The organism is Pseudomonas sp. MYb13 (assembly GCF_002980075.1).
GTDB classification, from domain to species: Bacteria; Pseudomonadota; Gammaproteobacteria; order Pseudomonadales; family Pseudomonadaceae; genus Aquipseudomonas; species Aquipseudomonas lurida.
This window is the reverse complement of sequence record NZ_PCQI01000021.1, coordinates 54446-81138: the sequence shown is the minus strand read 5'-3', so window position 1 is coordinate 81138 and position 26693 is coordinate 54446. Positions and strand designations below refer to the sequence as shown.

Annotated in this window: 23 protein-coding genes; 10 read left to right on the top strand and 13 right to left on the bottom strand. The window is 62.4% G+C overall.

Translation table 11 applies throughout. The annotated features are described in order from the left end of the window. Positions 1-229: 229 nt before the first annotated feature. From CQ002_RS25690 to CQ002_RS25670, 5 genes are all read right to left on the bottom strand, one after another. A complete protein-coding gene (locus CQ002_RS25690) occupies positions 230-1000 on the bottom strand; it encodes a FadR/GntR family transcriptional regulator (protein WP_034107352.1) in 771 nt (256 codons plus the stop codon). A 107-nt stretch (positions 1001-1107) separates the two neighbouring features. After that, positions 1108-1857, bottom strand: coding sequence for an alpha/beta fold hydrolase (locus CQ002_RS25685; RefSeq protein ID WP_105162530.1), 750 nt, complete (start codon positions 1855-1857; stop codon positions 1108-1110). A 120-nt stretch (positions 1858-1977) separates the two neighbouring features. Then, entirely contained in the window at positions 1978-3381 is a 1404-nt protein-coding gene (locus tag CQ002_RS25680; protein ID WP_105162529.1) for an efflux transporter outer membrane subunit, read from the bottom strand. Then, entirely contained in the window at positions 3374-5356 is a 1983-nt protein-coding gene (locus CQ002_RS25675; protein ID WP_122712374.1) for a MacB family efflux pump subunit, read from the bottom strand. Before CQ002_RS25675 ends, CQ002_RS25680 begins: the two co-directional genes overlap by 8 nt. Beyond that, positions 5346-6515, bottom strand: coding sequence for an efflux RND transporter periplasmic adaptor subunit (locus CQ002_RS25670; RefSeq protein WP_098466898.1), 1170 nt, complete (start codon positions 6513-6515; stop codon positions 5346-5348). The genes CQ002_RS25675 and CQ002_RS25670 overlap by 11 nt, the downstream gene beginning before the upstream one ends. A gap of 253 nt (positions 6516-6768) precedes the next feature. On the opposite strand from CQ002_RS25670, the gene CQ002_RS25665 reads away from it, so the two are divergent. The 4 genes from CQ002_RS25665 (at position 6769) to CQ002_RS25650 (ending at position 10901) form a co-directional block, all read left to right on the top strand. After that, positions 6769-7251 (top strand): sigma-70 family RNA polymerase sigma factor, encoded by a 483-nt coding sequence (locus CQ002_RS25665; protein WP_034107342.1) that lies wholly within the window; start codon positions 6769-6771, stop codon positions 7249-7251. 119 nt (positions 7252-7370) lie between these two features. Then, a complete protein-coding gene (locus tag CQ002_RS25660) occupies positions 7371-8708 on the top strand; it encodes a lysine N(6)-hydroxylase/L-ornithine N(5)-oxygenase family protein (protein WP_034107340.1) in 1338 nt (445 codons plus the stop codon). Between the two features lie 142 nt (positions 8709-8850). After that, positions 8851-10071 carry a putative DNA modification/repair radical SAM protein gene (locus CQ002_RS25655; RefSeq protein WP_015884767.1) on the top strand — a complete coding sequence of 407 codons (1221 nt, stop codon included), beginning with the start codon at positions 8851-8853 and terminating at the stop codon, positions 10069-10071. Continuing rightward, complete coding sequence (locus CQ002_RS25650; protein WP_034107336.1) at positions 10068-10901, top strand: TIGR03915 family putative DNA repair protein; 834 nt, start codon at positions 10068-10070, stop codon at positions 10899-10901. Before CQ002_RS25655 ends, CQ002_RS25650 begins: the two co-directional genes overlap by 4 nt. A 101-nt stretch (positions 10902-11002) precedes the next feature. Here the strand turns inward: CQ002_RS25650 and CQ002_RS25645 are convergent, their stop codons facing one another. Then, a complete protein-coding gene (locus CQ002_RS25645; RefSeq protein WP_034107335.1) occupies positions 11003-11500 on the bottom strand; it encodes an Lrp/AsnC family transcriptional regulator in 498 nt (165 codons plus the stop codon). A gap of 121 nt (positions 11501-11621) precedes the next feature. Continuing rightward, positions 11622-12668: an ornithine cyclodeaminase gene (locus tag CQ002_RS25640; RefSeq protein WP_034107333.1), complete on the bottom strand. Its 1047-nt coding sequence runs from the start codon at positions 12666-12668 to the stop codon at positions 11622-11624. 271 nt (positions 12669-12939) lie between these two features. Here CQ002_RS25640 and CQ002_RS25635 point away from each other — a divergent pair, with 271 nt between their 5' ends. Further along, positions 12940-13833, top strand: a complete 894-nt coding sequence (locus CQ002_RS25635) for a GNAT family acetyltransferase (protein ID WP_080758303.1) — start codon at positions 12940-12942, stop codon at positions 13831-13833. A gap of 55 nt (positions 13834-13888) precedes the next feature. Here the strand turns inward: CQ002_RS25635 and CQ002_RS25630 are convergent, their stop codons facing one another. The 5 genes from CQ002_RS25630 to CQ002_RS25610 form a co-directional block, all read right to left on the bottom strand. After that, entirely contained in the window at positions 13889-14908 is a 1020-nt protein-coding gene (locus CQ002_RS25630; RefSeq protein WP_034107330.1) for a branched-chain amino acid aminotransferase, read from the bottom strand. Positions 14909-15131: 223 nt separating this feature from the next. Then, positions 15132-16511 carry a dihydrolipoyl dehydrogenase gene (gene lpdA, locus CQ002_RS25625; RefSeq protein ID WP_034107328.1) on the bottom strand — a complete coding sequence of 460 codons (1380 nt, stop codon included), beginning with the start codon at positions 16509-16511 and terminating at the stop codon, positions 15132-15134. Between the two features lie 4 nt (positions 16512-16515). Then, complete coding sequence (locus CQ002_RS25620; RefSeq protein ID WP_034107324.1) at positions 16516-17784, bottom strand: dihydrolipoamide acetyltransferase family protein; 1269 nt, start codon at positions 17782-17784, stop codon at positions 16516-16518. Then, positions 17785-18843 carry an alpha-ketoacid dehydrogenase subunit beta gene (locus tag CQ002_RS25615; RefSeq protein WP_034107322.1) on the bottom strand — a complete coding sequence of 353 codons (1059 nt, stop codon included), beginning with the start codon at positions 18841-18843 and terminating at the stop codon, positions 17785-17787. Between the two features lies 1 nt (position 18844). Next, positions 18845-20080, bottom strand: coding sequence for a 3-methyl-2-oxobutanoate dehydrogenase (2-methylpropanoyl-transferring) subunit alpha (locus CQ002_RS25610; protein WP_034107320.1), 1236 nt, complete (start codon positions 20078-20080; stop codon positions 18845-18847). Positions 20081-20275: 195 nt separating this feature from the next. Between CQ002_RS25610 and bkdR the strand changes: the two genes are divergently transcribed. Next, complete coding sequence (gene bkdR / locus CQ002_RS25605; protein ID WP_003174877.1) at positions 20276-20764, top strand: Bkd operon transcriptional regulator BkdR; 489 nt, start codon at positions 20276-20278, stop codon at positions 20762-20764. Positions 20765-20821: 57 nt separating this feature from the next. On the opposite strand, the gene CQ002_RS25600 is transcribed toward bkdR, so the two are convergent. Next, entirely contained in the window at positions 20822-21685 is an 864-nt protein-coding gene (locus tag CQ002_RS25600) for an MBL fold metallo-hydrolase (RefSeq protein WP_069077754.1), read from the bottom strand. Positions 21686-21779: 94 nt separating this feature from the next. Here CQ002_RS25600 and CQ002_RS25595 point away from each other — a divergent pair, with 94 nt between their 5' ends. From CQ002_RS25595 to CQ002_RS25580, 4 genes are all read left to right on the top strand, one after another. Beyond that, positions 21780-22115, top strand: coding sequence for a helix-turn-helix transcriptional regulator (locus CQ002_RS25595; protein WP_003174875.1), 336 nt, complete (start codon positions 21780-21782; stop codon positions 22113-22115). A gap of 50 nt (positions 22116-22165) precedes the next feature. After that, positions 22166-23410 (top strand): FAD/NAD(P)-binding oxidoreductase, encoded by a 1245-nt coding sequence (locus tag CQ002_RS25590; RefSeq protein WP_105162528.1) that lies wholly within the window; start codon positions 22166-22168, stop codon positions 23408-23410. Continuing rightward, positions 23411-24217 (top strand): sulfite exporter TauE/SafE family protein, encoded by an 807-nt coding sequence (locus tag CQ002_RS25585; protein ID WP_069077756.1) that lies wholly within the window; start codon positions 23411-23413, stop codon positions 24215-24217. It abuts the gene before it with no gap. A 116-nt stretch (positions 24218-24333) separates the two neighbouring features. Further along, positions 24334-25812: a DASS family sodium-coupled anion symporter gene (locus tag CQ002_RS25580; RefSeq protein ID WP_069077757.1), complete on the top strand. Its 1479-nt coding sequence runs from the start codon at positions 24334-24336 to the stop codon at positions 25810-25812. The last annotated feature ends 881 nt before the right edge of the window (positions 25813-26693 follow it).

Genomic DNA, 26693 nt, shown 5'->3' with positions numbered 1-26693 from the left:
GGTTTAGTTATTGGCAGGAGTGGCAATGGCGATACGGTGGAGCAAGGGCCTGTGGGCAGGCCTGTTATTGGTTGGGGCAAACGCTCTAACGGTTGGAACTGGATCGAGTGTGGGAGCTGGCTTGCCTGCGTTGCAGGCGCCTCGGTGTTTCTGTCAAACCGAGTCGATGCATTCGCAGGCAAGCCAGCTCCCACATTGATCGGGTTTGCACAGTAGGTACCGTGGTGTGTCAGTGGGTGTGATCGAACTCCAGTAGAAAGTGCGGGCTGACCTGGCCTTCAAGGGCGGTCATGTGGTGTTCGGCATCGCACATGTGTTCATGCATCAAGTTGCGCACGGCGTTTTCATCACCGGCGCGAAAGGCGGCCAGCAATTGCTTGTGATAATCCAGGTTGGCCGCGTCGAATTGCTTGCGCTTGGGTTTGTAGGCTTTTTTCAGCACCACCAGGTCGCGCAGCAGGTCGTTGAGGAACTGCGCCATGAAACTCAGCAATGGGTTGGGGCAGGCCTTGGCCAGCAGGTTATGGAACTCCAGTTCCGCCAGGCGTTGCTCGCGCTGGCCGGCCTCGCTGTCTTCCGGGGCGCTGCAGAAATCCACGTTATCTTGCAGGGCCTGGTAGTCGGCCTCGCTCAAGCGCCCGAGGACCGACACCGCCAATTCCACTTCGATGACTTTGCGCAGTTGGTACACCTGCTCGCCATCCAGGTGCTGGAAGTGCAGGTAGTTGCGCAAGGCGCGGCTGGCCGGTTCGGTACCGGCCTGGTTCAGGTAGGCGCCACCGCTGGGGCCGGTGCGCGTGCTCACCAGGCCTTCCACTTCCAGGGCCTTGAGCGCTTCGCGAGCCGAGCCCTTGGAGCACTGGAAGCTTTCCATCAGCTCACGTTCGGTGGGCAGGCGGTCACCGGGCTTCAAGGCGTCGGTGACGATGGAGCGCTTGACCGACTCGACAATCACATCGGACAGCTTCTGGCGTTTGCGTCGTAGCGGGCGACTTAGCATGGGTTCGATTTATCGTATTAATGCGGATAAATAGCACTTAATAACGATCGGGTTGCAGCGTCAACGCCGGGTGTCGTTTTCGATGGCAACAGGTCGCAAACGGGTCGCTACTCCCCGGCTGCAGGGTCAAGGCAGCGCGTGGACCGTGGTGGTTGCTTGCCGAACACCAGGAAGTCGCCCACCCAGCGGTTGACGCACGCGCTGGCGTCCTGCCTGGTGGGCTCTTTCAGGCGCAGGTGTTCGACCCATGGAGGGCTGGTCCCGGCTTGTTGCGCGTTGACCAGCACCATGCGTGCAACGCGCTCGGGAAACAGTGTGGCGTAGCGGTTGCCGAGGCGGGCGGCATTGGCGTGGCCCACGTAGAGCAATTGGGCCTCGCCCAGTTGGGTGCGTACGAACTCCAGGTCTTGGGTGGCCTGTTCGATTTCACGCTCGTTGCTCAGGTCGCGGGTGCCAAGCTCGATGACGTCGTAGCGATTGACCAGGGTGCGATAGGCCGGGTTGGCGTGGCCGGCCCAGAGGCTCGTCAGGTGAATGACAAAGGTACCGGCCTGGTTCTTTCTGGTGGCATCGCCAGCCTGGGCGAACACCACGCCTTCGCGGTTGAGCGGGTCACGGGCCCCGACGCGGGTGAGGTAAAGGCGCAGGCTGCCTTGCCGTGGTGCGGCGTGATTGCGCGGTACGGTCACGGTGCCGCATTGAGTGCGTTGCAGCACCTCGGAATCCAGGCGTCTGACGGCGGGGAGGGGGCAGTCCAGCAGCCACTCGATGGCGGTGGGCGGGATCAGCGGCTGGGCAGCAGCAATACTTGCCACCAGCCAGAGACAGGCGCGCAGCAGGTGTCTTGCAACAATCATCGAGAGGTCCTGGGCGGCCGTGTAATAGCAGCTTTTTTACCAAGGACCTTGGGTCGAAGAATGTAGGGTGAAAAGACGGCTTGTGTAAGAAACCGGAGTTTTGTTTATCGGAGCTATTGTTTATCGGGTCTCTGTCTGCCAGCCGCCGCCCAGGGCTTTGTACAGGGTGATGCTGGCCTGCAGGCGAGACAGTCGTAGCTGCACATTCTGGTCCTGCGCCGCATACAGGGTGCGCTGGGTCTCCAGCACGGTGAGCAAGTCTTCTGCGCCCGCCTGGTAGCGGCTTTCGGCGATCTGGAACGCGCTCTGCGCTTGTTGCAGCTCTTCACTTTGCCACTGGCGCTGCTGGTCGAGCCGGCTGATGCTGCTGAGGGCTTTTTCCACATCGGCGAAGCCGTTGATGATCGCGCCGCGATAGATTTGCAGCAGTTCGTCCTGGCGTGCGCGGGCCTTGTCGCGTTCAGCGCTTAAGCGGCCATTGTTGAAGACCGGCCCGACCAGGCCGGCAGTCAGCGTGTAGTAGGGACTGCGCAGGATGTCCATGGCTTTATAGGCATCCGAGCCCAGGGTTGCGCCGAGGGTCACGGCGGGCAGCATGGCGGCGCGGGCCACGGTGACGTCGGCTTGCGCCGCTGCCAGTTGTGCCTCGGCCTTGGCGATATCGGGCCGGCGGCTGAGCAATTGGCTGGGCATGCCGGCGCCAATGGTCGGCCAGGTGAGTGCCTGGAAGGGCTCGGCGCCCAGGTCAAGCGCCTGCACCGGTTGGCCGAGCAGGGCGGCCAGGGTGATCCGCGACTCTTCGGCCAGTTGCTGGATCAGCGGCAGTTGGCGTTGTTGGCTGGCGACCAGGCTTTTTTGCTGGGCCAGTTCCAGGGCAGTGGCGGAGCCGGCGTCATAGCGAGTTTGCACCAGGTCGAGCACGTTGCGCGCGTTGGCCAGGTTCAACTCGGCGATGTGCTCGCGCTGGTGGGCGGCGAGGGTCTGGGCATAGCGGTCAGCCACGCTGCTGAGCAAGGTCAGTTCCACGGTGGCCTGGTCAAACTCGCTGGCGCGCAGACTGTGCAGGGCGCTGTCCCGGGCGGCGGCGCGGCCACCCCAGAAGTCCACTTCGTAGCTGGCGGTAAGGTTGGCACCGAAGTTGTCGACGGCGTCATCGCTTTGCGATGCGTCAAGGTCCGGTCCACCTTTGCCACGCAGCAGTTTCTGATGGCTGGTGGCGAGGTTGAACTTCACCTCCGGCAACAGCGGTGCCCCGGCGATCACCGCACTGGCCTGGGCCTGGCGCACGCGGGCAGTGGCGGCGGCTACATCGAAACTGTCACGGCGGGCCTGGTCGACCAGGCGGTTCAATTGCGGGCTGCCGAATTGGGTCCACCAGCGCTGATTAGTCGCCTGCGCCGCGTCACGCTCAGCGTATTGCCAGGCGGCGGGCGGGGCGATGCCGCTCTCGAGGGCGGTCGGGTTGCCGGCGCACGCGCTGAGCAACACGCACAGGCCGGGCACGCACAGGGATCGTTTATTCACTGGTCAACGCCTTAACCGGATCGAGCCGGGCAGCTTTACGGGCCGGCATAAAGCCGAATACGACGCCGGTGACCAGGGCGCAACCAAATGCGCCCAGCACGGCCACCAGGGAAAACTGTACCGCCACCTTGGCCAGCACCAGTAGGCCGCCCACCAGCAAGGCCAGCGCGATGCCGCACAGGCCGCCGACCACCGAGAGCATCACCGCTTCGGTGAGGAACTGGCGCAGGATGTCGCGCTGGCGTGCACCGGTCGCCATGCGGATGCCGATCTCACGTGTACGCTCGCGCACGGTCATCAGCATGATGTTCATCACGCCAATGCCGCCCACCAGCAGGGAAATCGCGGCAATCGAGCCGAGCATCAGCGACAGGGTGTTCTGCGTCCGGGCCTCGGCCTGGATCATGGCGGCGTTGTTGGTCAGCTCGTAATCGCGCTTGCCGTTGTGCAGCTTCTGCATCAACTGGTCGATGGCCACCTCGGCCTCCTGGACCTTGCGCGCGTCAGCCGCGGCGATCACCACATACTCGGGGTCGTAGCTGCCGAACAGGCGCACGCTGGCGGCGGTGTAAGGAATAGCGACACGGTCATCACTGTCCTTGTTGCCGGAGCTGGCGCCTTTTTCCGCCAGTACACCGATCACCTGGAAGGGCACGTTCTCAATCAGGATGTACTGGCCGATAGGGTTGACCTCGCCCTTGAACAGCTTTTCGCGCACGCGGTGGCCGATCACGGCGACGGTGGCCGCTGCACGCTCGTCGGCCGCGGTGAAGTAACTGCCTTCGACCACCGGCCAATTGAAAATCGCCGGGAAGTTAGTGTCGTTGCCGCCCACATAGGCCATGTAGTCGACGTTGCCGAAACGCACCCCGGCCTCGCTGCCGTTGACCGGCATGATGCGCTGGACCTGGGGCAGGGCCGCCAGCGCATGGACATCGTCAAGGGTCACGATCCCCATAGGCGTGCGCGGGTTGGGCGACGATCCACTGAGGTAGAGAATGTTGGAGCCGAACGCGCCCATCTGCGCCATGACCTGGCGCTTGCTGCCTTCGCCTACCGCCAGCATCACCACCACCGACGCCACGCCGATGATGATGCCCAGCAGGGTCAGCGCGGTGCGGAAACGGTTGATCCACATCACCCGCCACGCGGCCTGCACCGCGTCCACCAGTTCGGCCTTCCAGGCGCCATTGTGTTCGGCACCGTCAGCCAGGCGCTGGCGCAGGTCTACCGCTTGCAGGGCTCCTGTCGTGGTCGTGGGCACTGCGGGGCTGGTATCGGCCGAGTCACTGATGATCACGCCATCGCGAATCTCGATGATGCGGTTGGCCCGCGCGGCCACTTCACGGTCATGGGTGATCAGGATCACCACATGGCCTTGGCTGGCGAGTTCGTCGAGCAGGGTCATGACCTCGGCGCCGCTGTGGCTGTCGAGGGCGCCGGTGGGTTCGTCGGCGAGGATGATATGGCCGCCGTTCATCAAGGCACGGGCGATGGACACGCGCTGCTGCTGACCACCGGAAAGCTGGTGTGGCCGGTTGCCGGTGCGCTCGGCCAGGCCCAGGCGCGTGAGCAGGGCATTGGCACGGGCATGGCGCTCGGCGGCGCTGATGCCGGCATAGATCGCCGGCATCTCGACGTTTTCCTGGGCCGACCCCGAGGGGATCAGGTGGTAGCCCTGGAACACAAAGCCAAAGGCTTCGCGACGCAGCCAGGCCAGTTCGTCGCTGTCCAGGTGGGCGACATTCTCGCCGGCGAACAAATAGTCGCCGACGCTGGGGCGGTCGAGGCAACCGAGGATATTCATCAGCGTGGACTTGCCGGAGCCGGAGGTGCCGACGATAGCCACGAATTCCCCGGCATGGATCGACAAGTCGATGCCACGCAATACATCGACCTGCGGGCTATCGCCGCCGCCGTAGGACTTACGGATGTTCTTGAGTTCGATCAGGGGTGTGGTCAACTCAACCCCCATTGCCGTCGGCCGGGCCGATCAGCAAGCGATCGCCTTCGTTCAGGCCGTCGAGCACCTGCACGCGCAGGCGGTCGCTGATGCCCAGCTGCACCTGGCGCTCCTCGATACGCCCGTTCTTGCCCACGACCCGGGCGATCTGCTTGTCGGTACTGGACGTGCCCAGCAGTGCGGCAACCGGCGCCGTGAGGGCGTCCTTGACCTGGCTGGCGACGAAAAATACCTGGGTGGTCATTTCGGCCATCAACGCGTTATCGCTGTTGTCCACGTCCAGCAACACGGTGTAGAGCACCACACGGCCGCTGCCGCTTTTATTCGAACTGTTGGGGCTGCCGCTGCCCTGGGTCTCATTCAACGGCTTGGGCGGGATCGGCAGGATCTGCCGCACGGTGCTGGTCCAGCGCCGGTTGCCGCCGCTCAGGGTGGTGAAATAGGCCGTCATGCCCGGCTTGACGTGGCCGATATCGGCTTCCGAGACTTCAGCCCATACGGTCATCGGTGACAATTTGGCGATCCGCAGGATCAGCGGCGTCTGCTGCTGGGCATTGAGGGTCTGGCCGACTCGCGCGTCCACCGCCACCACGGTGCCGGTCATCGGCGCGTAGATACGCGTGTAACCCAACTCCGCCTCATCGCTGCGCAGGCTGGCCTGGGCTTGCAGGATCTGCGCCTGGAACATGTCGACGCGGGCCTGGGTGGCGCTCAACTCAGCCTTGGCGGTTTGCACATCTTCTTCGCGGGTGGCGTTGCCGGCTGCCAGGCGTTGCTGGCGCTGGTACTTCTGGCGCGCCAGTTCGTGCTGGGCTTTCTGCTCCTGCAACTGCGCCTTGAGGTTCTCGATGGCGTAGCGGCTGGCGTCGAGCTTGGCTTTTTGCGTGGAAGGGTCGATCTCCACCAGCAGTTGGCCTTCCTGGACCTGGTCGCCGGCCTCGACGTGGATCTTGCGGATCTGACCTGATGCCTGGGCACCCACGTCCACGTAGCGGCGAGGCTGGAGCGTGCCGAGTGCGGTGACGCTGTTTTCGATATTGCCGCGGGTAACGGTGACGGTGGTGAGGGTGTCACGCCCAGGCGGCAGCACCTGCCAGGCCGCAACGGCAATAATGGGGATCAGGCACGCAATAACGATCAAGGCGCGTCGGGCAGGTCGAGGGCGTTTCATGCTTGGGTTCCAGCCAGGAAAGTTCGGACCGCAGTTGCGGGGAGCTGACAAGTAAACGAGGGAAATGCATGGGGATTTAGGCGGTTACATAAGCAGTTACAGCTCCCTTGAAGAAAAAAATCGTCCGTTGATGCAAGTCTGCTTTAAAAGTAGATGAGAATTACTATAAATTGCACGCACTCAAACTGCCATCACCTGAACGCTGTCTTTTTGTACCCAGGGACCTAATGCCGCCACCTGGCGGTCGGGAGTCATGTTGGAAAACTACTATCGCGAGCTGGTGCGTTTCCTCAACGCCAAGCTGGGCAACCGTCAGGTGGCCGAGGATGTGGTGCATGACGCTTATGTCCGGGTGCTGGAGCGTTCCAGCGACACCCCCATCGAACAACCCCGCGCCTTTTTGTACCGCACCGCGCTCAATTTGGTGATCGATGGCCATCGGCGCAATGCCTTGCGCCAGGTCGAACCGTTGGACGTGCTGGACAGCGAAGAGCGTTTCGCTACCTGTTCGCCGCACACCCACCACGACCACGGCCAGCGCCTGGAACTGCTCGAGCGTGCGTTGGCCGAACTGCCGCCTGCCTGCCGCGACAGCTTCCTGATGCGCAAGCTCGACGGCCTGACCCACGTACAGATCGCCGAACGCCTGTGCATTTCCCGCGCCCTGGTGGAAAAACACATCGTCAACGCCATGAAGCACTGTCGGGTGCGGATGCGCGAGTGGGAAGCCCACTGATCAATGATCAGTTAAATTTTATTTCACTGTCCTCGTTTCCTATCAACACACGGCCTGTTGTTCAGGTCTTGAAGGTATTCCCGCCCCACCGCCAAGGGGCTTATCCAGAGGACACTGGAATGACACAGGCAATTGCTTCGCCCGCGGTTCACGACCTGATCGGTATCGGTTTCGGCCCTTCGAACCTGGCGCTGGCCATCGCCCTGCAGGAGCGCGAAAAGGCCCAGGGCAAACTGGACGTGCTGTTTCTCGACAAACAGGCCGACTACCGCTGGCACGGCAATACCCTGGTGACCCAGAGCGAACTGCAGATCTCGTTCCTCAAGGACTTGGTGACCCTGCGTAATCCCACCAGCCCGTACTCCTTCGTCAATTACCTGAAAGCCCACGACCGCCTGGTGGACTTCATCAACCTGGGCACCTTTTACCCGTGCCGCATGGAGTACAACGATTACCTGCGCTGGGTCGCCGGGCAGTTCCAGGCCCAGGCCCACTATGGCGAAGAAGTGCTGGCCATCGAGCCGATCCTGCATCAGCAGCAGGTTGAAGCATTGCGCGTGATTTCCCGCGATGCCGTGGGCGAGCAGCATGTGCGCACCACCCGGTCAGTGGTGGTCAGCGCTGGCGGCACGCCGCGCATTCCCGAAGCCTTCAAGGCACTCAAGGGTGACGGCCGAGTGTTCCACCACTCCCAATACCTGGAACGCATGGCCACGCAGCCGTGTGTCGAGGGCAAGGCCATGCGCATCGCCATCATCGGCGGTGGCCAAAGTGCGGCCGAAGCCTTTATCGACCTGAACGACAGCTTCCCGTCGGTGCAGGTCGACATGATCCTGCGCGGTTCAGCGCTCAAGCCCGCAGATGACAGCCCGTTCGTCAACGAAGTGTTCTCGCCGGCCTTTACCGACCTGGTGTTCCAGCAAGAGGGTGCCGAGCGCGAGCGCCTGGTCGCCGAATACCAGAACACCAACTATTCGGTGGTCGACCTGGACCTGATCGAGCGCATCTACGGCATCTTCTACCGCCAGAAAGTCTCGGGCATCGTCCGCCAGGCGTTCCGCACCATGACGGTGGTCGAGAAGGCCACTCCAGGCCCGCTGGGCATCGAACTGGTGCTGCGCAACAACGCCAATGGCGACACCAGCGTCAATCATTACGACGCGGTGATCCTGGCCACCGGCTATGAGCGCCAGACACACCGCGCCTTGCTGGCGCCGCTGGAAGACTACCTGGGCGACTTCGAAGTGGCGCGCGACTACCGCATCGTCACCGACGAGCGTTGCAACGCCGGCATCTACATCCAGGGCTTCAGCCAGGCCAGCCACGGGTTGAGCGATACGTTGCTGTCAGTACTGCCGATTCGCGCCGATGAAATTGCAGCGTCGTTGTATGCACTGGACCGTGGGCGCGGCAAGGGGCGTTCGGTGCAGGACCTGTTGCTCGCCACTGCCAGCTGACGCTGCAGGCGCCGGGCTTGCCGGCGGGGGCGATCGCAGGGACGCCATCGCCGACAAGCCGGCGCCTACCGGTCATCATCAGAGGCTGGTATTCACGATTGCGCACTGATACTGTACAAAAAACCAGTATCGGTAGCCCTCCATGCAGTTGATCGAAAAACTCAGCATTCTCGCCGACGCCGCCAAGTACGACGCTTCCTGTGCGAGCAGTGGCGCGCCCAAGCGCAGCTCCGAGGGCAAGGCGGGGCTGGGTTCCACCGATGGCATGGGCATCTGCCACAGCTATACCCCCGACGGGCGATGCGTGTCATTGCTCAAGGTGTTGCTCACCAACTTCTGTCTCTACGACTGCCAATACTGCGTCAACCGCCGTTCCAGCGACGTGCCCCGCGCGCGTTTCAGCCCGGAGGAGGTGGTGACCCTGACCCTGGATTTCTACCGTCGCAATTGCGTCAGCGGGCTGTTTCTCAGCTCCGGCATCATCCGTTCGTCCGACTACACCATGGAGCAGTTGGTACGCGTGGCCAAGCTCCTGCGCGAAGAGCACGACTTCCGCGGCTATATCCACCTCAAGACCATTCCCGACGCGGACCCGGCGCTCATCGCCGAGGCCGGGCGCTATGCCGACCGGCTGAGCGTGAACATCGAACTGCCCACCGAGGCCAGCCTGCACACCCTGGCGCCTGAGAAACAGATCGTCTCGATCAAGCAGGCCATGCAGACTATCTACACCGGCGAGCAGACCGTGCTCAATGAACCTCGGGCGCCGCGTTTCGCCCCGGCCGGGCAGAGCACGCAGATGATCGTCGGTGCCGACGACACGGATGACAGCACCATCCTCCACGGGGCCGAGGCGTTGTACGGCAACTTCAAGCTGCGCCGCGTGTATTACTCGGCATTCAGTCCTATCCCCAACAGCCCGAAGAGCGTTCCCCTGGCCGCACCGCCGTTGATGCGCGAGCACCGGTTGTACCAGGCTGACTTCCTGTTGCGCAGCTACGGCTTCAGCGCCAATGAACTGTTCGAAGGCCCCGGCCACCTGGCCCTGGACATCGACCCCAAGCTGGCCTGGGCCCTGGATAACCGCGACGTCTTCCCCCTGGACCTGAACCGCGCCGAACCGACCTTGATCGCGCGCATTCCGGGCATTGGTTTGCGCACCACCCAGCGCCTGGTGGACCTGCGTCGTGAACGCAAGATCCGCTTCGAAGACCTGGCGCGCATGCGCTGCGTACTGGCCAAGGCCAAGCCGTTTTTCATCACCAGTGACTACCACCCGCAGCAGGCCGACAGCACCAGCGTGTTGCTGCGCGAACAATTACGCGACCGTCCTCAGCCTCAGCAAATGGGGTTGTGGGGATGATCAGCCTGGAATGCGACAACCTGTTCAGCACCTGGCGCGAACAGGCGCGCTGGCTGCTCAGCCATCAGGTTGACCCCAGCCAGGTGAGCTGGGGAGAGGCAGAAGTGGCGGACCTGTTTGCCACCGACGAACCGATCCCCGAGGGGCTGGGTCCGTTCCAGGCACGGATCCCCAAGGCATTGGTCGAACTGCTGGAGTCGGCGGCGTGTTACCACGGCGAGCAGCGCTGGAGCCTGTTGTATGAAGTGTTGTGGCGGGTCAGCCATGGCGACCGCACCGCGATGCTGGCGGGGGACAAGCTGGGCAGCGAGTTGCAGCGGCGAATCAAGCAGGTAAGCCGCGAGGCGCATCACTTGCATGCATTTGTGCGGTTTATCGCGCTGCCGGCCGGGGCAGGGCCGGAGTTGCCCGAATACGTGGCCTGGCATGAGCCGGCCCATGACATCTTGAAGTCCGCCAGTCAGCACTTTATCGGGCGCATGGGGCGTCATCGCTGGATGATCGCCACGCCGTTGGATGGGGTTTACTACGATGGCGAGCAGTTGATTCATCAGCGTAAGTGCCCCGAGGCGTGGCAGCAGCTGGCGCAGAATGTCGAGGACCCGCACAGTGCGATGTGGCTGACCTACTACAGCCATATCTTCAACCCGGCGCGATTGAATCCCAAAGTGATGGAAGGGCATTTGCCAAGTCGGTTCTGGAAGAATCTGCCGGAGGGCAAGCTGATACCGGGGTTGATCAGTGAAGCGCGGACGGGCAAGCAGCGCGATGGGCAGGCGAAGCTGATTGGCACCAAGCCTGGCAAGAAAATATTAAGCGGGCACGGTTAAACACGGGGAGTTGGCTTGCTTGTGATAGCGGTGGGTCAGAGACTCCGCTTTCTCAGGCAAGCCAGCTCCCACGGCGCTGGCTGTGTCGGGTGGGGTGGGGTTCAGGCCAACTCGGTGGCGGTGTTCTTCACCACCGCCAACTCCGGATGCGCCACCAGCTTATCGATGTGCAGTTCGTCATTGTTCAACCAGGTCTCGCTCAGCACCCGGTAATGCTCCATGTCCCGGCAGCGCATGCGCAGGCTGTAGTCAAACGGTCCACTGATCAATTGGCAGTCGAACACTTGGGGGCAGGCCTTCACACAGGCTTCGAAAGCCTTTTGCGCCGAGCGCCCGCTTTGGTTGGACAAGGCCACCAGCACCAGTAACGAGAGCCCTGGCGAAACCATCTGCACATCGATGATCGCCCCATACCCACGGATCACCCCGCGTCGCTCCAGCTTGCGCACGCGCTCCAGGCAGGGCCTTGGGGTGAGGTGCACCAGCGACGAGAGTTTTTCGTAAGTGATACGCCCCTGGTGGCGCAGCACTTCGATGATGGCTTCATCGATGCGGTCCAGCGCGGGGGCGGAATAGGGTCCGTTGGCCTTGTTATCCATGGGGTTCACTTCAAGCGGTTGGAAAAAATGGCGGCAAACATTGCACGTTTGCCAGACCCTCCACATGGTACGGCCTTCCACCGTCAACGTCTGTATGCGGTAGGAGGCTTGCCTGCAAACCTCAGGCGCGCTTTTTTTGCTGCGCGACGGGCGATTGGGCCAGGCGGGCAAACAAATCTTTCGGGTCGGCGAGGTCTGGGACGAGCTCCAATTCGCTGCCTATGCCCAGCGCCTCGGCAACATCCAGCACATAACGCAGAGCCGAGTAATCCTCGATGGCAAAGCCTACGGAGTCGAACAGGGTGACCTGACGCGCATTTTCGCGGCCGGGCTTCTGGCCGTTGATCACTTGCCACAGTTCGGTCACCGGCGAGTCTTCCGGCATATGCTGGATTTCGCCTTCGATGCGGCTTTGTGGTTCGTATTCGACGATCACGCGGGCGCGCTCGACGATACGTCGGTCCAGCTCGGTCTTGCCTGGGCAGTCGCCCCCGACGGCATTGAGGTGCATGCCGGGTTCGATCATGTCGTCGGTGAGGATGGTGGCGTAGGCCTTGTCGGCAGTAACGGTGGTGACAATGTCGGCGCCTTTGACCGCTTCGGCCACGCTGCCGGCCAGGATCACCGTGATCGCCGGGAAGGCCTTGAGGTTGGCTGCCAGTTTGGCGGTGGCCTTGGCGTCGATATCGAACAGGCGGATCTCATTGATGCCGAGCATGGCGTGGAAAGCCAGGGCCTGGAATTCGCTCTGCGAGCCGTTGCCGATCAGCGCCATGCTGCGGCTGTTGTCGCGGGCCAGGTAGCGGGCGACCAGCGCCGAAGTGGCAGCTGTGCGAATCGCGGTGGTCAGGGTCATTTCCGCCAGCATTACCGGCAGGCCTGTGTCGACATCGCCCAGTGCGCCGAACGCCATCACGGTCAGCATGCCGGCCAGGGTGTTTTTCGGGTGGCCGTTGACGTATTTGAACGCATACAGCGAGGCGTCGGACACCGGCATCAGCTCGATCACGCCGTCCGGCGAGTGGTTGGCCAGTCGCGCGCATTTTTCGAAATCCTGCCAGCGCAGGTAGTCGGCGCGGATGTACTCGGCCATTTCGGTGATGCAGGTTTGCAGGCCTTTTTGCGAGACCAGATAGCAGAGGTCGTTGACGTCGATATAGCGGGTCATGGAGGTGCTCCTTGTTATTCGGGGACGGCCAGCGTTTTCTGCTGCACGCAGAGTCGGGCCATGTGCCGGGCCAGTGCGGCTATTGTGTGGTTTATTGCCACAGAATCCCGGCTGAAACACGCGGATGGTCCAGCCGGGAAAGCTGAAAAATGGGGTGTGGCAGCCGAATCGGCTGCGTGGGTTTGAATGGGGTCAAACTGTGGGAGCGAGCAAGCCTGCGCCCACATTGGTATTGTGAGGTTTGCAAAACCCGCGTCAGCCAGGAGGAATCATGTCGACCGCTGTTCGTACTGCCCAAACCGCCGATGCCGAGGGGATCAGCCAGGTCATCCTGGCGGCTCTGCACAGCAGCAATGCGCGGGATTATCCGCCGGATGTGATTGCGCGGGTCGCCGCTAACTTCACGCCGGACGCGGTGTTGGCGTTGCTCCAGCGCCGCGTGGTGCTGGTGGCGGTTCAGGAGCGAGTGATCGTCGCCACCGCTGCCCTCGACGCCAATGTGGTGCGCTCGGTGTTCGTCAACCCGGCGCTGCAAGGGCAGGGTATTGGTCGGCTATTGATGATCGAGATTGAACTGCGTGCCCGCGAAGCGGGAGTGACGGTGTTGAGTGTGCCGTCTTCGCTGACCGCCGAACCGTTCTACACCAAGCTGGGGTTTCACACCGTGCGCGACGTCTACCACGGCAACGAGCGTACGTTGGTGATGGAGAAAGCGCTGCTGTCCCGTCACCCCATCGGGCCGTATCGCGACCGTCAGCACCGGGCGCAGGTGGTAGCGTTATGGCAAGAGGCGTTTGGCTATGACACGGCGCATAACCTGCCAACGCTTGTGATTGATAAAAAGCTGGCCGTCAACGATGGGCTGTTTTTCGTCGCGACCGATAAAAAAACCGTTGTCGGTACGATTCTGGCCGGCTATGACGGCCATCGCGGCTGGCTGTATTCGGTGGCGGTGCATGCGGACTATCGGCGTCATGGCCTGGGTTCGTCGCTGGTGCGGCATGCGGAACAGGCATTGACGGCGCTGGGCTGCATGAAGGTCAACCTGCAGATCACCAGTGGCAATGACGGGGTGGCGGGGTTCTATGAGGCGTTGGGGTATGGGGTGGAGCCGAGGATTAGTATGGGAAAGAAGATTGTTGGGAATATTCCGACTCAATCCTGAGAGCACGTAAAGCAGGTGTGGGCGCTGGCAAGCCAGCGCCCACACGGGTACAGGGTTATACCTTGACGATCCAGCCTGCTGGCGCTTCGACGTCGCCGGTCTGCACACCGGTCAGCTCCTTGTAGAGCTTTTGGGTGATCGGGCCGACTTCGGTCTCGCTGTGGAACACGTGCAACTTGCCGTTGTACTGGATGCCGCCGATCGGTGAGATCACTGCAGCGGTCCCGCAGGCACCGGCTTCCTTGAACTGGTCCAGCTTGTCGATGAACACTTCGCCCTCGACCACGTCCAGGCCCAGGCGGGTCTTGGCCAGTTCGATCAACGACAGGCGGGTGATGCCTGGCAGTACCGAAGGCGACTTCGGCGTGATGAACTGGTTGTCGTGGGTGATCCCGAAGAAGTTGGCCGAGCCGACTTCTTCGATTTTCGAGTGGGTCATCGGGTCCAGGTAGATCGCGTCGGCGAAACCGGATTTTTTCGCTTCGGCACCTGGCATCAGGCTGGCAGCATAGTTGCCACCGACCTTGGCGGCACCGGTGCCTTGTGGCGCGGCACGGTCGAAGGTGGAGATCTGGAAGTTGTGAGGCACCAGGCCGCCCTTGAAGTAGGCGCCGACCGGGATGGCGAACACGGAGAAGATGAACTCCGGCGCGGTACGCACGCCGATGTTGTCACCGGTGCCGATCACGAACGGGCGCAGGTACAGCGCACCGCCGCTGCCGTACGGCGGGATGAAGCGCTCGTTGGCCTTGACCACTTGTTTGCACGCGTCGATGAAGTCTTCGGTCGACACATGCGGCATCAGCAGGCGTGCGCAGCTGCGCTGCATGCGGGCGGCGTTCTGGTCCGGGCGGAACAGGTTGATCGAGCCGTCCTTGCAGCGGTAGGCCTTGAGGCCTTCGAAGCATTGCTGGCCATAGTGCAGGGCGGTTGAGCCCTCGCTGATGTGCAGCACGTTATCGTCGGTCAGGGTGCCGGCTTGCCATTCGCCGTTTTTCCAGACTTGGAGAAACCGCTTGTCGGTCTTGATGTAGTCAAAACCCAGCTTGTCCCAATTGATGCTTTCGTTACCCATGACACCCTCTATCTCTGGTCAACCGCCTGGTCGAAGGCAGGCTTGTCGGTTTTTTCTGGATGGGCGCAACAATACTTCATTCTTGGCCGGTGTGGGAGCGGGTGGGTGGCCCATTCAGCAGGTGTGTTGGCTGATCCACCGCTGTCGCAGGCAAGCCGGCTCCCCCATTTGGAGTGCATTCCCCTGCGGGAGCTGGCTCGCCTGCGATGGCCCCACCGCGGTTTTACAGGTGCAACGCGTGCCCCAAAGCCCTTAAGGCGGCTTCCTGCACAGCCTCTCCTAGGGTCGGGTGGGCGTGGACAGTGCCGGCCACGTCCTCCAGGCGCGAACCCATTTCCAGGCACAGGCCGAACGCGGTGGACAGCTCCGAAACACCCACCCCCACGGCTTGCCAGCCGACGATCAGGTGGTTGTCACGGCGTGCCACCACCCGTACGAAGCCGGTCTTGGACTCCAGGGTCATGGCCCGGCCATTGGCGGCGAACGGGAAACTCGACACGATGCAGTCCAGGCCGGCCGCCTTGGCTTCATCCGGTGTCTTGCCGACCACCACCAGTTCCGGGTCGGTAAAGCACACCGCCGGGATCGCTGCCGGGTTGAATTCGCGGGACTTGCCGCTGATCAGTTCGGCGACCATTTCACCCTGGGCCATGGCTCGGTGGGCCAGCATCGGCTCGCCGCTCAGGTCGCCGATGGCCCACACGTTGCGCATGCTGGTCTGGCAGCGGCTGTCGATCTTGATCGCCGCACCGTTCATCTCCAGGCTGAGCGCCTCGAGGTTCCAGCCCTGGGTGTTGGGTTTGCGTCCCACGGCGACCAGCACCTGGTCTGTGTCCAGCGACAACGTGTCGCCGTTTGGATCACGTACCTGCAGCTTGTTATCCGCAAAACCAGTGACGCTGTGCTTGAGGTACAGCTTCACCCCCAGTTGCTTGAGGGATTCGTTCACCGGCTGGGTCAATTCGGCGTCATAGGCTGGCAAGATGCGGTCCTGGGCCTCGACCACGCTGACGTCGGCGCCGAGCTTGCGGTACGCAATCCCCAACTCCAGGCCGATGTAGCCGCCACCCACCACGATCAAGCGCTTGGGCACTCGAGTGGGGGCCAGCGCTTCGGTGGACGAGATGATCGGCCCGCCAATCGGCAGCATCGGCAGGTTGACGCTTTTCGAGCCGGTGGCCAGCAATAGGTGTTCGCACTGGATGCGCTGGTCGCCAACATCGACGGTCTTGCCGTCGACAACCTTGGCCCAACCGTGGATCACCTGCACCTTGTGTTTCTTCAGCAGCGCAGCGACGCCAGTGGTCAGGCGATCGACGATGCCGTCTTTCCATTCCACGCTCTTGCGGATGTCTAGGGTCGGCACATCCACTTCGATGCCCAGGTGCGAGCCCTGGCTGTGATGAATGGTTTGCTGGAACTGTTCGGCCACATGGATCAAGGCCTTGGACGGAATGCAGCCGATATTCAGGCAGGTACCGCCCAACGCCTGGCCTTCCACCAGGACGGTCGGGATGCCCAGTTGGCCGGCGCGAATGGCGGCCACGTAACCGCCAGGGCCGCCGCCGATGATCAGCAGGGTGGTGTGCAATGTTTGAGTCATGCCCTTACTCCAGGAACAGGCTGGCGGGTTGTTCGAGCAGGCCGCGAATGGCCTGGATGAATTGCGCCGCGTCCATGCCATCGACCACCCGGTGATCGAAGGAGCTGGAGAGGTTCATCATCTTGCGCACTACAATTTGGCCCTTGATCACCATTGGCCGTTCGACGATGCGGTTGACGCCCACGATGGCCACTTCCGGCAGGTTCAGCACGGGCGTGCTAACGATGCCGCCAAGTGCGCCCAGGCTGGTCAGGGTGATCGTCGAGCCGGACAGCTCGTCACGGCTGGCCTTGCCGTTGCGCGCCGCAGTGGCCAAGCGTGCGATTTCCTCGGCATTGCCCCACAGGCTGCGAGCTTCGGCGTGGCGCACCACCGGCACCATCAAGCCCACATCACTCTGGGTGGCGACGCCCACGTGCACGGCGCCAAGGCGGGTGATGACCTGCGCGTCGTCGTCGTAGCGCGCATTGATCTGCGGGAAGTCCCGCAACGCCACGACCATGGCGCGTACGATGAACGGCAGCAGGGTCAGCTTGCCGCGCGTGGCACCGTGTTTCTCATTGAGGTGCACGCGCAGTTCGTCCAGAGCAGTGACGTCGATTTCTTCCACATAGCTGAAGTGCGCGGCGCGCCGGGTGGCGTCCTGCATGCGCTGGGCGATCTTGCGGCGCATGCCGATCACCGGGATCTGTTCTTCGTCGTTGCGTTCGGCGTAGGGGTTGGCAGCGGTTTTGGTTGGCGTTGGACCCTGGAGCAAGTAAGCGTCCAGGTCTTCGTGCAGAATCCGGCCGGCCGGGCCGGAGCCCTGAACCAGGCGCAACGCAATACCGGCGTCCAGCGCATGCTTGCGCACGGCGGGGGAGGCCAGGGGCCGCTCGTCGGCCTCGCGTGCCACGGGGGCTTGGGCGGCTACGGCGGGCGCGGGTTTGCTCACAGGTGCAGGTGCAGGTGCTGGCTTGGCTTCAACGACCGGCGCTGGCGCAGCTTTCACTGCTTCAGCAGCCACGGGCGCGTCCTTGGTATTGCCTGCGCCTTCCACTTCGATGCTGATCAGAATACTGCCCACGGCCATGACTTCGCCCGGCTCGCCGCCGAGGGAAATGACCTTGCCGTGCACTGGCGAGGGAATGTCCACCATCGCCTTGTCGGTCATGACATCCGCCAGCACCTGGTCTTCAACCACGAGGTCGCCAACCTTCACATGCCACACCGACAGTTCAACTTCAGCGATGCCTTCGCCAATGTCTGGCATCTTGATAACGTGCGTGCCCATTCAGACCTCCATGACCCGTTTCAACGCCGCGCCCACGCGGGACGGCCCTGGGAAATACGCCCACTCTTGCGCGTGCGGGTAGGGTGTGTCCCAGCCGGTGACGCGTTCGATCGGCGCTTCCAGGTGGTGGAAGCAATGCTCCTGCACCAGCGACACCAGTTCGGCACCAAAGCCGCAGGTGCGGGTGGCTTCATGCACCACCACGCAACGGCCGGTCTTCTTCACGGAGTTGACGATGGTTTCCAGGTCCAGCGGCCACAGGCTGCGCAGGTCGATGACTTCGGCATCGATGCCGGTTTCTTCGGCGGCGACTTGCGACACATACACTGTGGTGCCATAGGTCAGCACGGTAACGGCCGAGCCTGGACGCACGATGGCGGCCACGTCCAGCGGTACGGTGTAGTAACCATCCGGCACTTGGGCTTGCGGGTGTTTCGACCACGGGGTAACCGGGCGGTCGTGGTGGCCGTCGAACGGGCCGTTGTACAGGCGCTTGGGTTCCAGGAAGATCACCGGGTCATCGTTTTCGATCGAGGCGATCAGCAGGCCCTTGGCATCATAGGGGTTGGAGGGCATCACCGTGCGCAGGCCGCAGACCTGGGTGAACACCGCTTCGATACTCTGGCTGTGGGTCTGGCCACCGTAGATGCCGCCGCCGCACGGCATGCGCATGGTCAACGGCGCGGTGAACTGGCCGGCCGAGCGATAACGCAGGCGCGCCGCCTCGGAGATGATCTGGTCGGTAGCGGGGTAGACGTAGTCGGCGAACTGGATCTCGGCGACCGGGCGCAAGCCATAGGCACCCATGCCCACCGCTACGCCGATAATGCCGCTTTCCGAAATCGGTGCGTCAAATACCCGCGAGCTGCCGTACTTGGTCTGCAAGCCTTCGGTGCACCGGAACACGCCGCCGAAGTAGCCGACGTCCTGGCCGAATACCACCACGTTGTCGTCACGCTCAAGCATCACATCCATGGCCGAGCGCAAGGCCTGGATCATGGTCATGGTGGTGGTGGTCATGGCGGTTTCCACTTCAATGCTGTTGTTGTGATCGTTCATGTCAGATCCCCAACTCTTGACGCTGGCGCTTCAAGTGCTCCGGCATCTCTTTATAGACGTCTTCGAACATGGTCGCGGCGCTTGGAATCTGGCCGCCGGCAAGGGTGCCGTACTGTTCGGCTTGTTTTTGCGCTGCAATCACTTCGGCTTCAAGCTCGGCACTGACCGCCGCGTGTTCCTCTTCGGACCACTGGCCAATCTGGATCAGGTGCTGCTTGAGGCGGGCGATCGGGTCGCCCAAGGGGAAGTGGCTCCAGTCATCGGCGGGGCGGTATTTGGACGGGTCATCGGAGGTCGAGTGCGGGCCAGCGCGGTAGGTGACCCACTCGATCAACGTTGGCCCCAGGTTGCGGCGTGCGCGTTCCGCTGCCCACGCGGAAGCGGCGTAGACCGCGATGAAGTCGTTGCCGTCCACGCGCAGGGAGGCGATACCACAACCCACGCCGCGTCCGGCGAACGTCGTGGCTTCACCGCCGGCAATCGCCTGGAAGGTGGAGATGGCCCACTGGTTGTTGACCACGTTGAGGATCACCGGCGCGCGGTAGACGTGGGCGAAGGTGAGTGCCGTATGAAAGTCGGATTCGGCGGTGGCGCCGTCGCCGATCCAGGCGGAGGCGATCTTGGTATCGCCCTTGATCGCCGAGGCCATGCCCCAACCCACGCCTTGTACGAATTGGGTCGCAAGGTTGCCGGAAATCGTGAAGAAGCCGGCGTCTTTCACTGAATACATGATCGGTAACTGGCGACCCTTGAGCGGGTCGCGCTCGTTGGACAGCAGTTGGCAGATCAGATCCACCAGTGGCACGTCGCGGGCCATCAGGATGCTTTGCTGGCGGTAGGTGGGGAAGCACATGTCATCAATGTTCAAGGCCAGGGCCTGGGCGCTGCCAATGGCTTCTTCGCCGAGGCTTTGCATGTAGAACGACATTTTTTTCTGACGCTGGGCGACCACCATGCGGTTGTCGAAGATTCGCGTCTTGAGCATGGCGCGCATGCCCTTGCGCAGGATCTCCACGGGCACGCCTTCGGCCCATGGCCCCAGGGCCTGGCCCTGGTCGTCGAGCACGCGGATCAGGCCCTTGGCCAGGTCGGCGGTGTCGGCGGGTTCTACGTCGATGGCGGGTTTGCGCACCAGGCCGGCGTCGGTGAGGCGCAGGTAGGTAAAGTCGGTCTTGCAGCCTGGACGGCCCGAGGGTTCAGGGACGTGCAGGCGCAGTGGTTCGTACTGCTGGGTCATGGCTTTCTACGCTCTATCTTGTGAATTTCTTGTAGTGGGCGCGCTAGCTGACAGTCAGGCTCCGGGTAGGAGAAATCTTGTCCTACAACAATCATAGGCGTGGCGTAGAAGAATATTTATCTCTGTTTCGTTGCGCCCGCGATCATTTGCGGATAAAAAACCTGCATAAACATAATAAATAGGTGATTTTGTCTCATGCGCAAACTGGACCGTACCGATATCGGCATTCTCAACGCCCTGCAGGAGAATGCGCGGATCACCAACGCCGACCTGGCCCGCTCGGTGAACCTGTCGCCCACGCCGTGTTTCAACCGGGTGAAGGCGATGGAAGAATTGGGCCTGATCCGAGAGCAGGTCACGCTGCTGGATGCCGACCTGCTGGGCCTGCACGTGAACGTATTCATCCACGTGAGCCTGGAAAAGCAGAATGAGTTGGCGTTGCAGCAGTTCGAAGGCGCGATCTCCGACCGACCCGAGGTGATGGAGTGCTACCTGATGGCCGGCGACCCGGACTACCTCATCCGGGTGTTGGTGCCGACGATCCAGTCGCTGGAACGCTTCATGATGGACTTTTTGACCAAGGTGCCGGGCGTCGCCAACATCCGCTCAAGTTTTGCGCTCAAGCAGGTGCGCTACAAAACCGCGCTGCCATTGCCGGCCAACGGCATCAGCCTCGGCTCCTGACTCAACCCCCAACTACTGTGGGCGCAGGCAAGCCAGCGCCCACAGGGGTCGAGGTTTTTACAGTTGGTTGAGGGGGATCTTCAGGTAAGTCACGCCATTCTCCTCCGCTGGCGGCATATTCCCCGCCCGCACATTCACCTGGATCGCCGGCAACAACAGCGTCGGCATCCCCAGCCCGGCATCGCGCTGGGTACGCATCGCCACGAACGCCGCCTCATCCACCCCGTCATGCACATGGATATTTCCCGCGCGCTGCTCGGCCACCGTGGTCAGGCACTTGGCCTCACGGCCCTCAGGCGGGTAGTCATGGCACACATACAGCTGGGTTTCAGGTGCAAAGGCCAACAGCTTGCGCATCGAGGCATACAACTGCCGCGCATCGCCGCCCGGGAAATCACAGCGCGCCGTGCCCACATCCGGCATGAACAGCGTATCGCCCACCAGGATCAACCGGTCCTCGATCAGGTAGGCCATGTCCGCCGGGGTATGCCCAGGCACATGCAGGGCCTGGGCCTTCAGGCTGCCGATGTGAAAGATTTCATCCGGTGCAAACAGGTGATCGAACTGGGACCCATCGACCCGGAACTCCGGCTCCAGGTTGAACAGGTTCTTGAACACGTCCTGCACCTTGCTGATGGACTGCCCGATCGCGATCTTGCCGCCCAGCGTTCGGCGCAGGTAGGGCGCGGCGGAGAGATGATCGGCGTGGGCATGGGTTTCCAGCAGCCATTGCACGTGCAAGCCGTGCTCGCGCACGAAGCGGATGACCTTGTCGGCCTGGGCGGTGTCGGTGCGCCCCGAGGCCGGGTCGTAGTTGAGCACCGAATCGACGATGGCACAGGGGCCACCGTTGGTTTCATAGACGACGTAGGTAAAGGTCGACGATGCCTCGTCCAGAAAAGCTTGAATCAACGCTGGCATGGCGGCTGTCCCCGATGAAGAAAAAAGTAGTTACAATCAGTTTATGTTTACACATAATGTTTTGAGCTTAAGTGACAGAAAGGACCCGAGGCAAATGGAATCTACTCTGAGTGAGGGCGAAGTCGCCCAACTGCGCGCATCGGCGTCCAAGGCGTGTGCCTTGCTCAAGGCGCTGGCCAATGAGGACCGTTTGTTGATCCTGTGCCAGTTGACCCAGGGCGAGCGCAACGTCGGCGAGCTCGAAGCCTTGACTGGCGTGCGCCAGCCCACGCTGTCACAACAGTTGGGCATCCTGCGGGACGAAGGGTTGGTCGCCACCCGTCGGGAAGGCAAGTACATCTTCTACGGGCTGGCCAGCCATGAAGTGATCCAAGTGATGAAGACCCTGTCCGGGCTGTACTGCGGCGCGGTCATAAAAAGCTGGGCGTGACGCCATCCGGCAGCGACCCTTGTGTGCATGTATTACAAAGGCGATAGACCATGACCGAACAACACTGGGGCCCTACCATCAGTGGCGATATCGTAGTCATCGGCGGCGGCTCGGCGGGCATCGGCCTGTTGGCCAGCCTGCTCAAGCGCGACCCCCACCTGAATATCACCCTGATCGAACCCAGCGACTACCACTGCTACCAGCCCGCCTGGACCCTCGTGGGCGGCGGCGCCTACGACGTGAAGAAGACCCGCCGCGCGCTGGCCGACGTACTGCCCAACGGCGTCACCTGGGTGCAGGCCGCGGTCACCGAGGTGCTGCCAGAGGAGCAAACGCTGGTCCTCGACAATGGCCAGCGCGTCAGCTGGAACAACCTGATCGTCTGCCCCGGCCTGCGCCTGGCCTGGGAGAAGGTCGAAGGGCTTCACGACACGCTCGGCAAGCATGGCGTCACCTCCAACTACAGCTACCAGCACGCCGCCTATACCTGGCAGCTGGTGCAGCAGCTCAAGGGCGGCAAGGCGATCTTTACCCAGCCTGCCATGCCGATCAAATGCGCAGGCGCGCCGCAGAAAGCCATGTACCTGTCCTGTGATCATTGGCTCAAGCAGGGTGTGCTGAAAAACATCGACGTCGAATTCGACCTGGCCGGCGCTGCGCTGTTCGGCGTGCCGACTTTTGTGCCGCCGCTGATGAAGTACGTGGAAAAGTACAATGCCCGACTGGCGTTCAACTCCAACCTGGTGAAGGTTGACGGCCCTGCACGCAAGGCCTGGTTCGAGGTCAAGGATGCCGAAGGCAATGTCAGCGTTGAAGAAAAATCCTTCGACTTGCTGCATGTGGTCCCGCCGCAAGTGTCGCCGGATTTTATCCGCCAAAGCCCCCTGGCCGACGCTGCCGGCTGGTGCGAAGTGAACCCGCAGAGCCTGCAGCACCTGCGCTACCCGCATATCTTCGGGCTGGGCGACGTGTGCGGCACCACCAATGCAAAGACCGCCGCTGCGGTGCGCAAGCAAATCGTGGTGGTCGCCGAAAACCTCCTGGCCCTGCGCAAACAGGCACCGCTGCCGCTCAAGTACGACGGCTACGGTTCCTGCCCGCTGACAGTAGAGAAGGGCAAAGTGGTACTGGCCGAGTTTGGCTATGGCGGCAAGCTGCTGCCGACCTTTCCCCTGGACCCGACCCAGGCACGTCGCTCGATGTGGTTCCTCAAGGCCACCTTGCTGCCGTGGTTCTACTGGAACGGCATGCTCAAGGGGCGCGAGTGGCTGACCCGCCTGAGCAAGGTGGACTGAATGCTGCTGGCCAGCGTGTTGGGTTTATTGATGGGCCTGGTCATGGGCCTGACGGGCGCGGGCGGCGGCATCCTCGGGGTGCCGGCGCTGGTGCTGGGCCTGGGCTTGAGCATGACCCAGGCCGCGCCGGTGTCGTTGCTCGCCGTGGGCGCGGCGGCGGCGGTGGGCGCTATTGATGGTTTGCGTCATGGCCTGGTGCGTTACCGCGCCGCGTTGCTGATCGCCTTGCTCGGCGCGCTGTTTTCGCCCGTGGGCGTGTTTCTTGCCCACCAATTGCCGGAAGCGCTGCTGATGGGCCTGTTCAGTGCGTTGATGGTGCTGGTGGCCTGGCGCATGTTGCAGCGTGAAAAACGTGAGGCGGGGCCGAGTGACCATGGCGCCGCGTCCTGGGGCCAGAAGAACTGCATGCTCGACCAGCAGACCGGGCGCCTGGCCTGGACGGCCAAATGCAGCGCGACCCTGGCTGCCCTAGGCGCGGTAACCGGTGCGGTTTCCGGCCTGCTGGGCGTTGGCGGCGGTTTCCTGATCGTGCCGGCGTTCAAGCAACTCACCGACGTGCAGATGCGCGGCATCGTTGCCACCTCCCTGATGGTGATCAGCCTGCTTTCGCTGATCGGAGTGGCTGGTGCCTTCCATGCCGGTGTGCGCATCGAGCCGCTGGGCTGGGTGTTTGTCGGCGCAAGCATCGTCGGCATGCTGGCCGGGCGGCGCCTGTGTTCGGTGATTCCCGCGCGGACCTTGCAGGTGGGGTTTGCCAGCCTGTGTGTGGTGGTGGCTGCTGGAATGCTGCTCCACGCGTTCCTCTGAGACGGGGGCTGAGCCGTGTGAGGCAGTGACCGGCCTAGGGCGTTGATACCTGTCAACATGACCCCCGGCATTTCGCGTCATGCTCGTAGCCTGATTTGACGGCTACGGAGCCCACCATGAACGCCCCCGCGACAACCGCTGCATCCTTCAAACTGCCCCTCGGCCTGGTGGCTGCCGTGCTGGTGATGGCCGGGGTGCTGCTGTTGCCGCTGCCCACCGACTTGCCGGTGGCCGGGCACCGCATGCTGGCGATTCTTGCGTTTGCGGTGGTGGTGTGGATCACCGAAGCGGTGTCCTATGAAGCCAGCGCGATCATGATCACCTCGCTGATGGCTTTTCTGCTTGGCACCGCGCCGTCGCTGCAAGACCCCGCCCAGCTGATCGGCACCAGCCCGGCGATCAGCATGGCGCTCACCGGGTTTTCCAATCCGGCGCTGGCGTTGGTGGCGGGGGCGCTGTTTATCGCAGCGGCGATGACTCACACCGGCCTGGACCGACGCATTGCCCTGGTGACCCTGAGCCGGGTCGGCACCAGCACCCGGCGTATCCTGCTGGGGGCGATCGCGGTGACCATTCTGCTCAGCCTGGTAGTGCCCAGCGCCACGGCACGCAGTGCCTGTGTGGTGCCGATCATGATGGGGGTGATTGCTGCGTTCGGCGTGGACAAGCGCTCGAACATCGCTGCCGGCATCATGATCGTCGTAGCCCAGGGCACCAGTATCTGGAACGTCGGTATCCAGACTGCCGCTGCGCAGAACCTGCTCACCGTTGGCTTCATGGACAAGATGCTCGGCCAGCGCGTGTCCTGGCTTGACTGGCTGATCGCGGGCGCGCCGTGGGCGTTGATCATGTCGGCAGTGTTGCTGTTCCTCGTGCTCAAATTGCTGCCGCCGGAAACCGACAGCATTCCGGGCGGTAAAGAAGCGGTGGCGCAATCGCTGGCGGACATAGGCCCGATGACCGGGCCGCAGAAGCGCCTGTTGAGTGTGTCGGTGCTGTTGCTGTTGGCGTGGGCCACGGAAGGGCGCTTGCACAGTTTCGACACCACCTCGACCACCTACGCCGGGTTGGTGTTCCTGCTGTTGCCGGGCATCGGCGTAATGACCTGGAAGGATGTGCAGTCGCGTATCCCATGGGGCACGGTGATTGTGTTCGGGGTTGGCATCAGCCTGGGCACGGCGTTGCTCACGACTCAGGCCGGGCAATGGTTGGGTTCGACTGTCGTGGCCCATACGGGGTTGGATCAGGTCGGGCCGTTGGGTGTGTTTGCGATTCTTGGGGCGTTCCTGATCCTGATTCACCTGGGGTTTGCCAGCGCCACCGCATTGACCTCGGCGCTGTTGCCGATCTTGATTGCAGTGTTGCAGACGTTACCGGGGGAGTTCAGTCGCCTGGGGATGACCATGCTGTTGGGGTTTGTGATGAGTTACGGGTTTATCCTGCCGATCAATGCGCCGCAGAATATGGTGTGTTTGGGGACCGGGACGTTTACGGCGCGTCAGTTTGCCAAGGTGGGGGTTTTGGTCACGTTGGTGGGGTATCTGTTGATGCTAGTGTTTGCGGCGACTTATTGGAGTTGGCTGGGGTGGGTTTGAAATTGGGTGGGTGTCTTCAGTGCGCAAGGGGCCGGTGTGGGGGGGCGGCTTGCCTGCGATGCGGGCATCTCGGTAGATCAGGCATATCGGGTTGAGGCTATCGCAGGCAAGCCAGCTCCCACCTTTGACCGAGTTCGGCGCTGAGTAATTAGTGGGTTTTGAGGCCGTCGCACTTGGCTGCGAGATCAATCACCTACCTGTTTTTCTGTGGGAGCTGGCTTGCCTGCGATGCGGGCACCTCGGTGCATCAGGCACACCCAGTTGATGCCATCGCAGGCAAGCCAGCTCCCACTTTTGACCGAGTTCGCCGCTGAGCAATTAGTGGGTTTTGGGGCCGTCGCACTTGGTTGAGAGATCAATCACCTACCTGTTTTTCTGTGGGAGCTGGCTTGCCTGCGATGCGGGCACCTCGGTGCATCAGGCACACCCAGTTGATGCCATCGCAGGCAAGCCAGCTCCCACTTTTGACCGAGTTCGCCGCTGAGTAATTCGTGGGTTTTGAGGCCGTCGCACTTGGTTGAGAGATCAATCACCTACCTGTTTTCTGTGGGAGCTGGCTTGCCTGCGATGCGGGCAACTCGGTGCATCAGGCCTACCGGGTTGATGCCATCGCAGGCAAGCCAGCTCCCACCTTTGACCGAGTTCGGCGCTGAGTAATTAGTGGGTTTTGAGGCCGTCGCATCTGGTTGCGAGATCAATCACCTACCTGTTTTTCTGTGGGAGCTGGCTTGCCTGCGATGCGGGCACCTCGGTGCATCAGGCGCACCCGGTTGATGCCATCGCGCTTTTGGTGACTGCTGGCGCTCTTCCAGAAATTGAGCCGCGCAAGAGCAGAAAACCCAGCGTGGCCGCTACCTGGGTAACGGATAGGGACCCAGGCC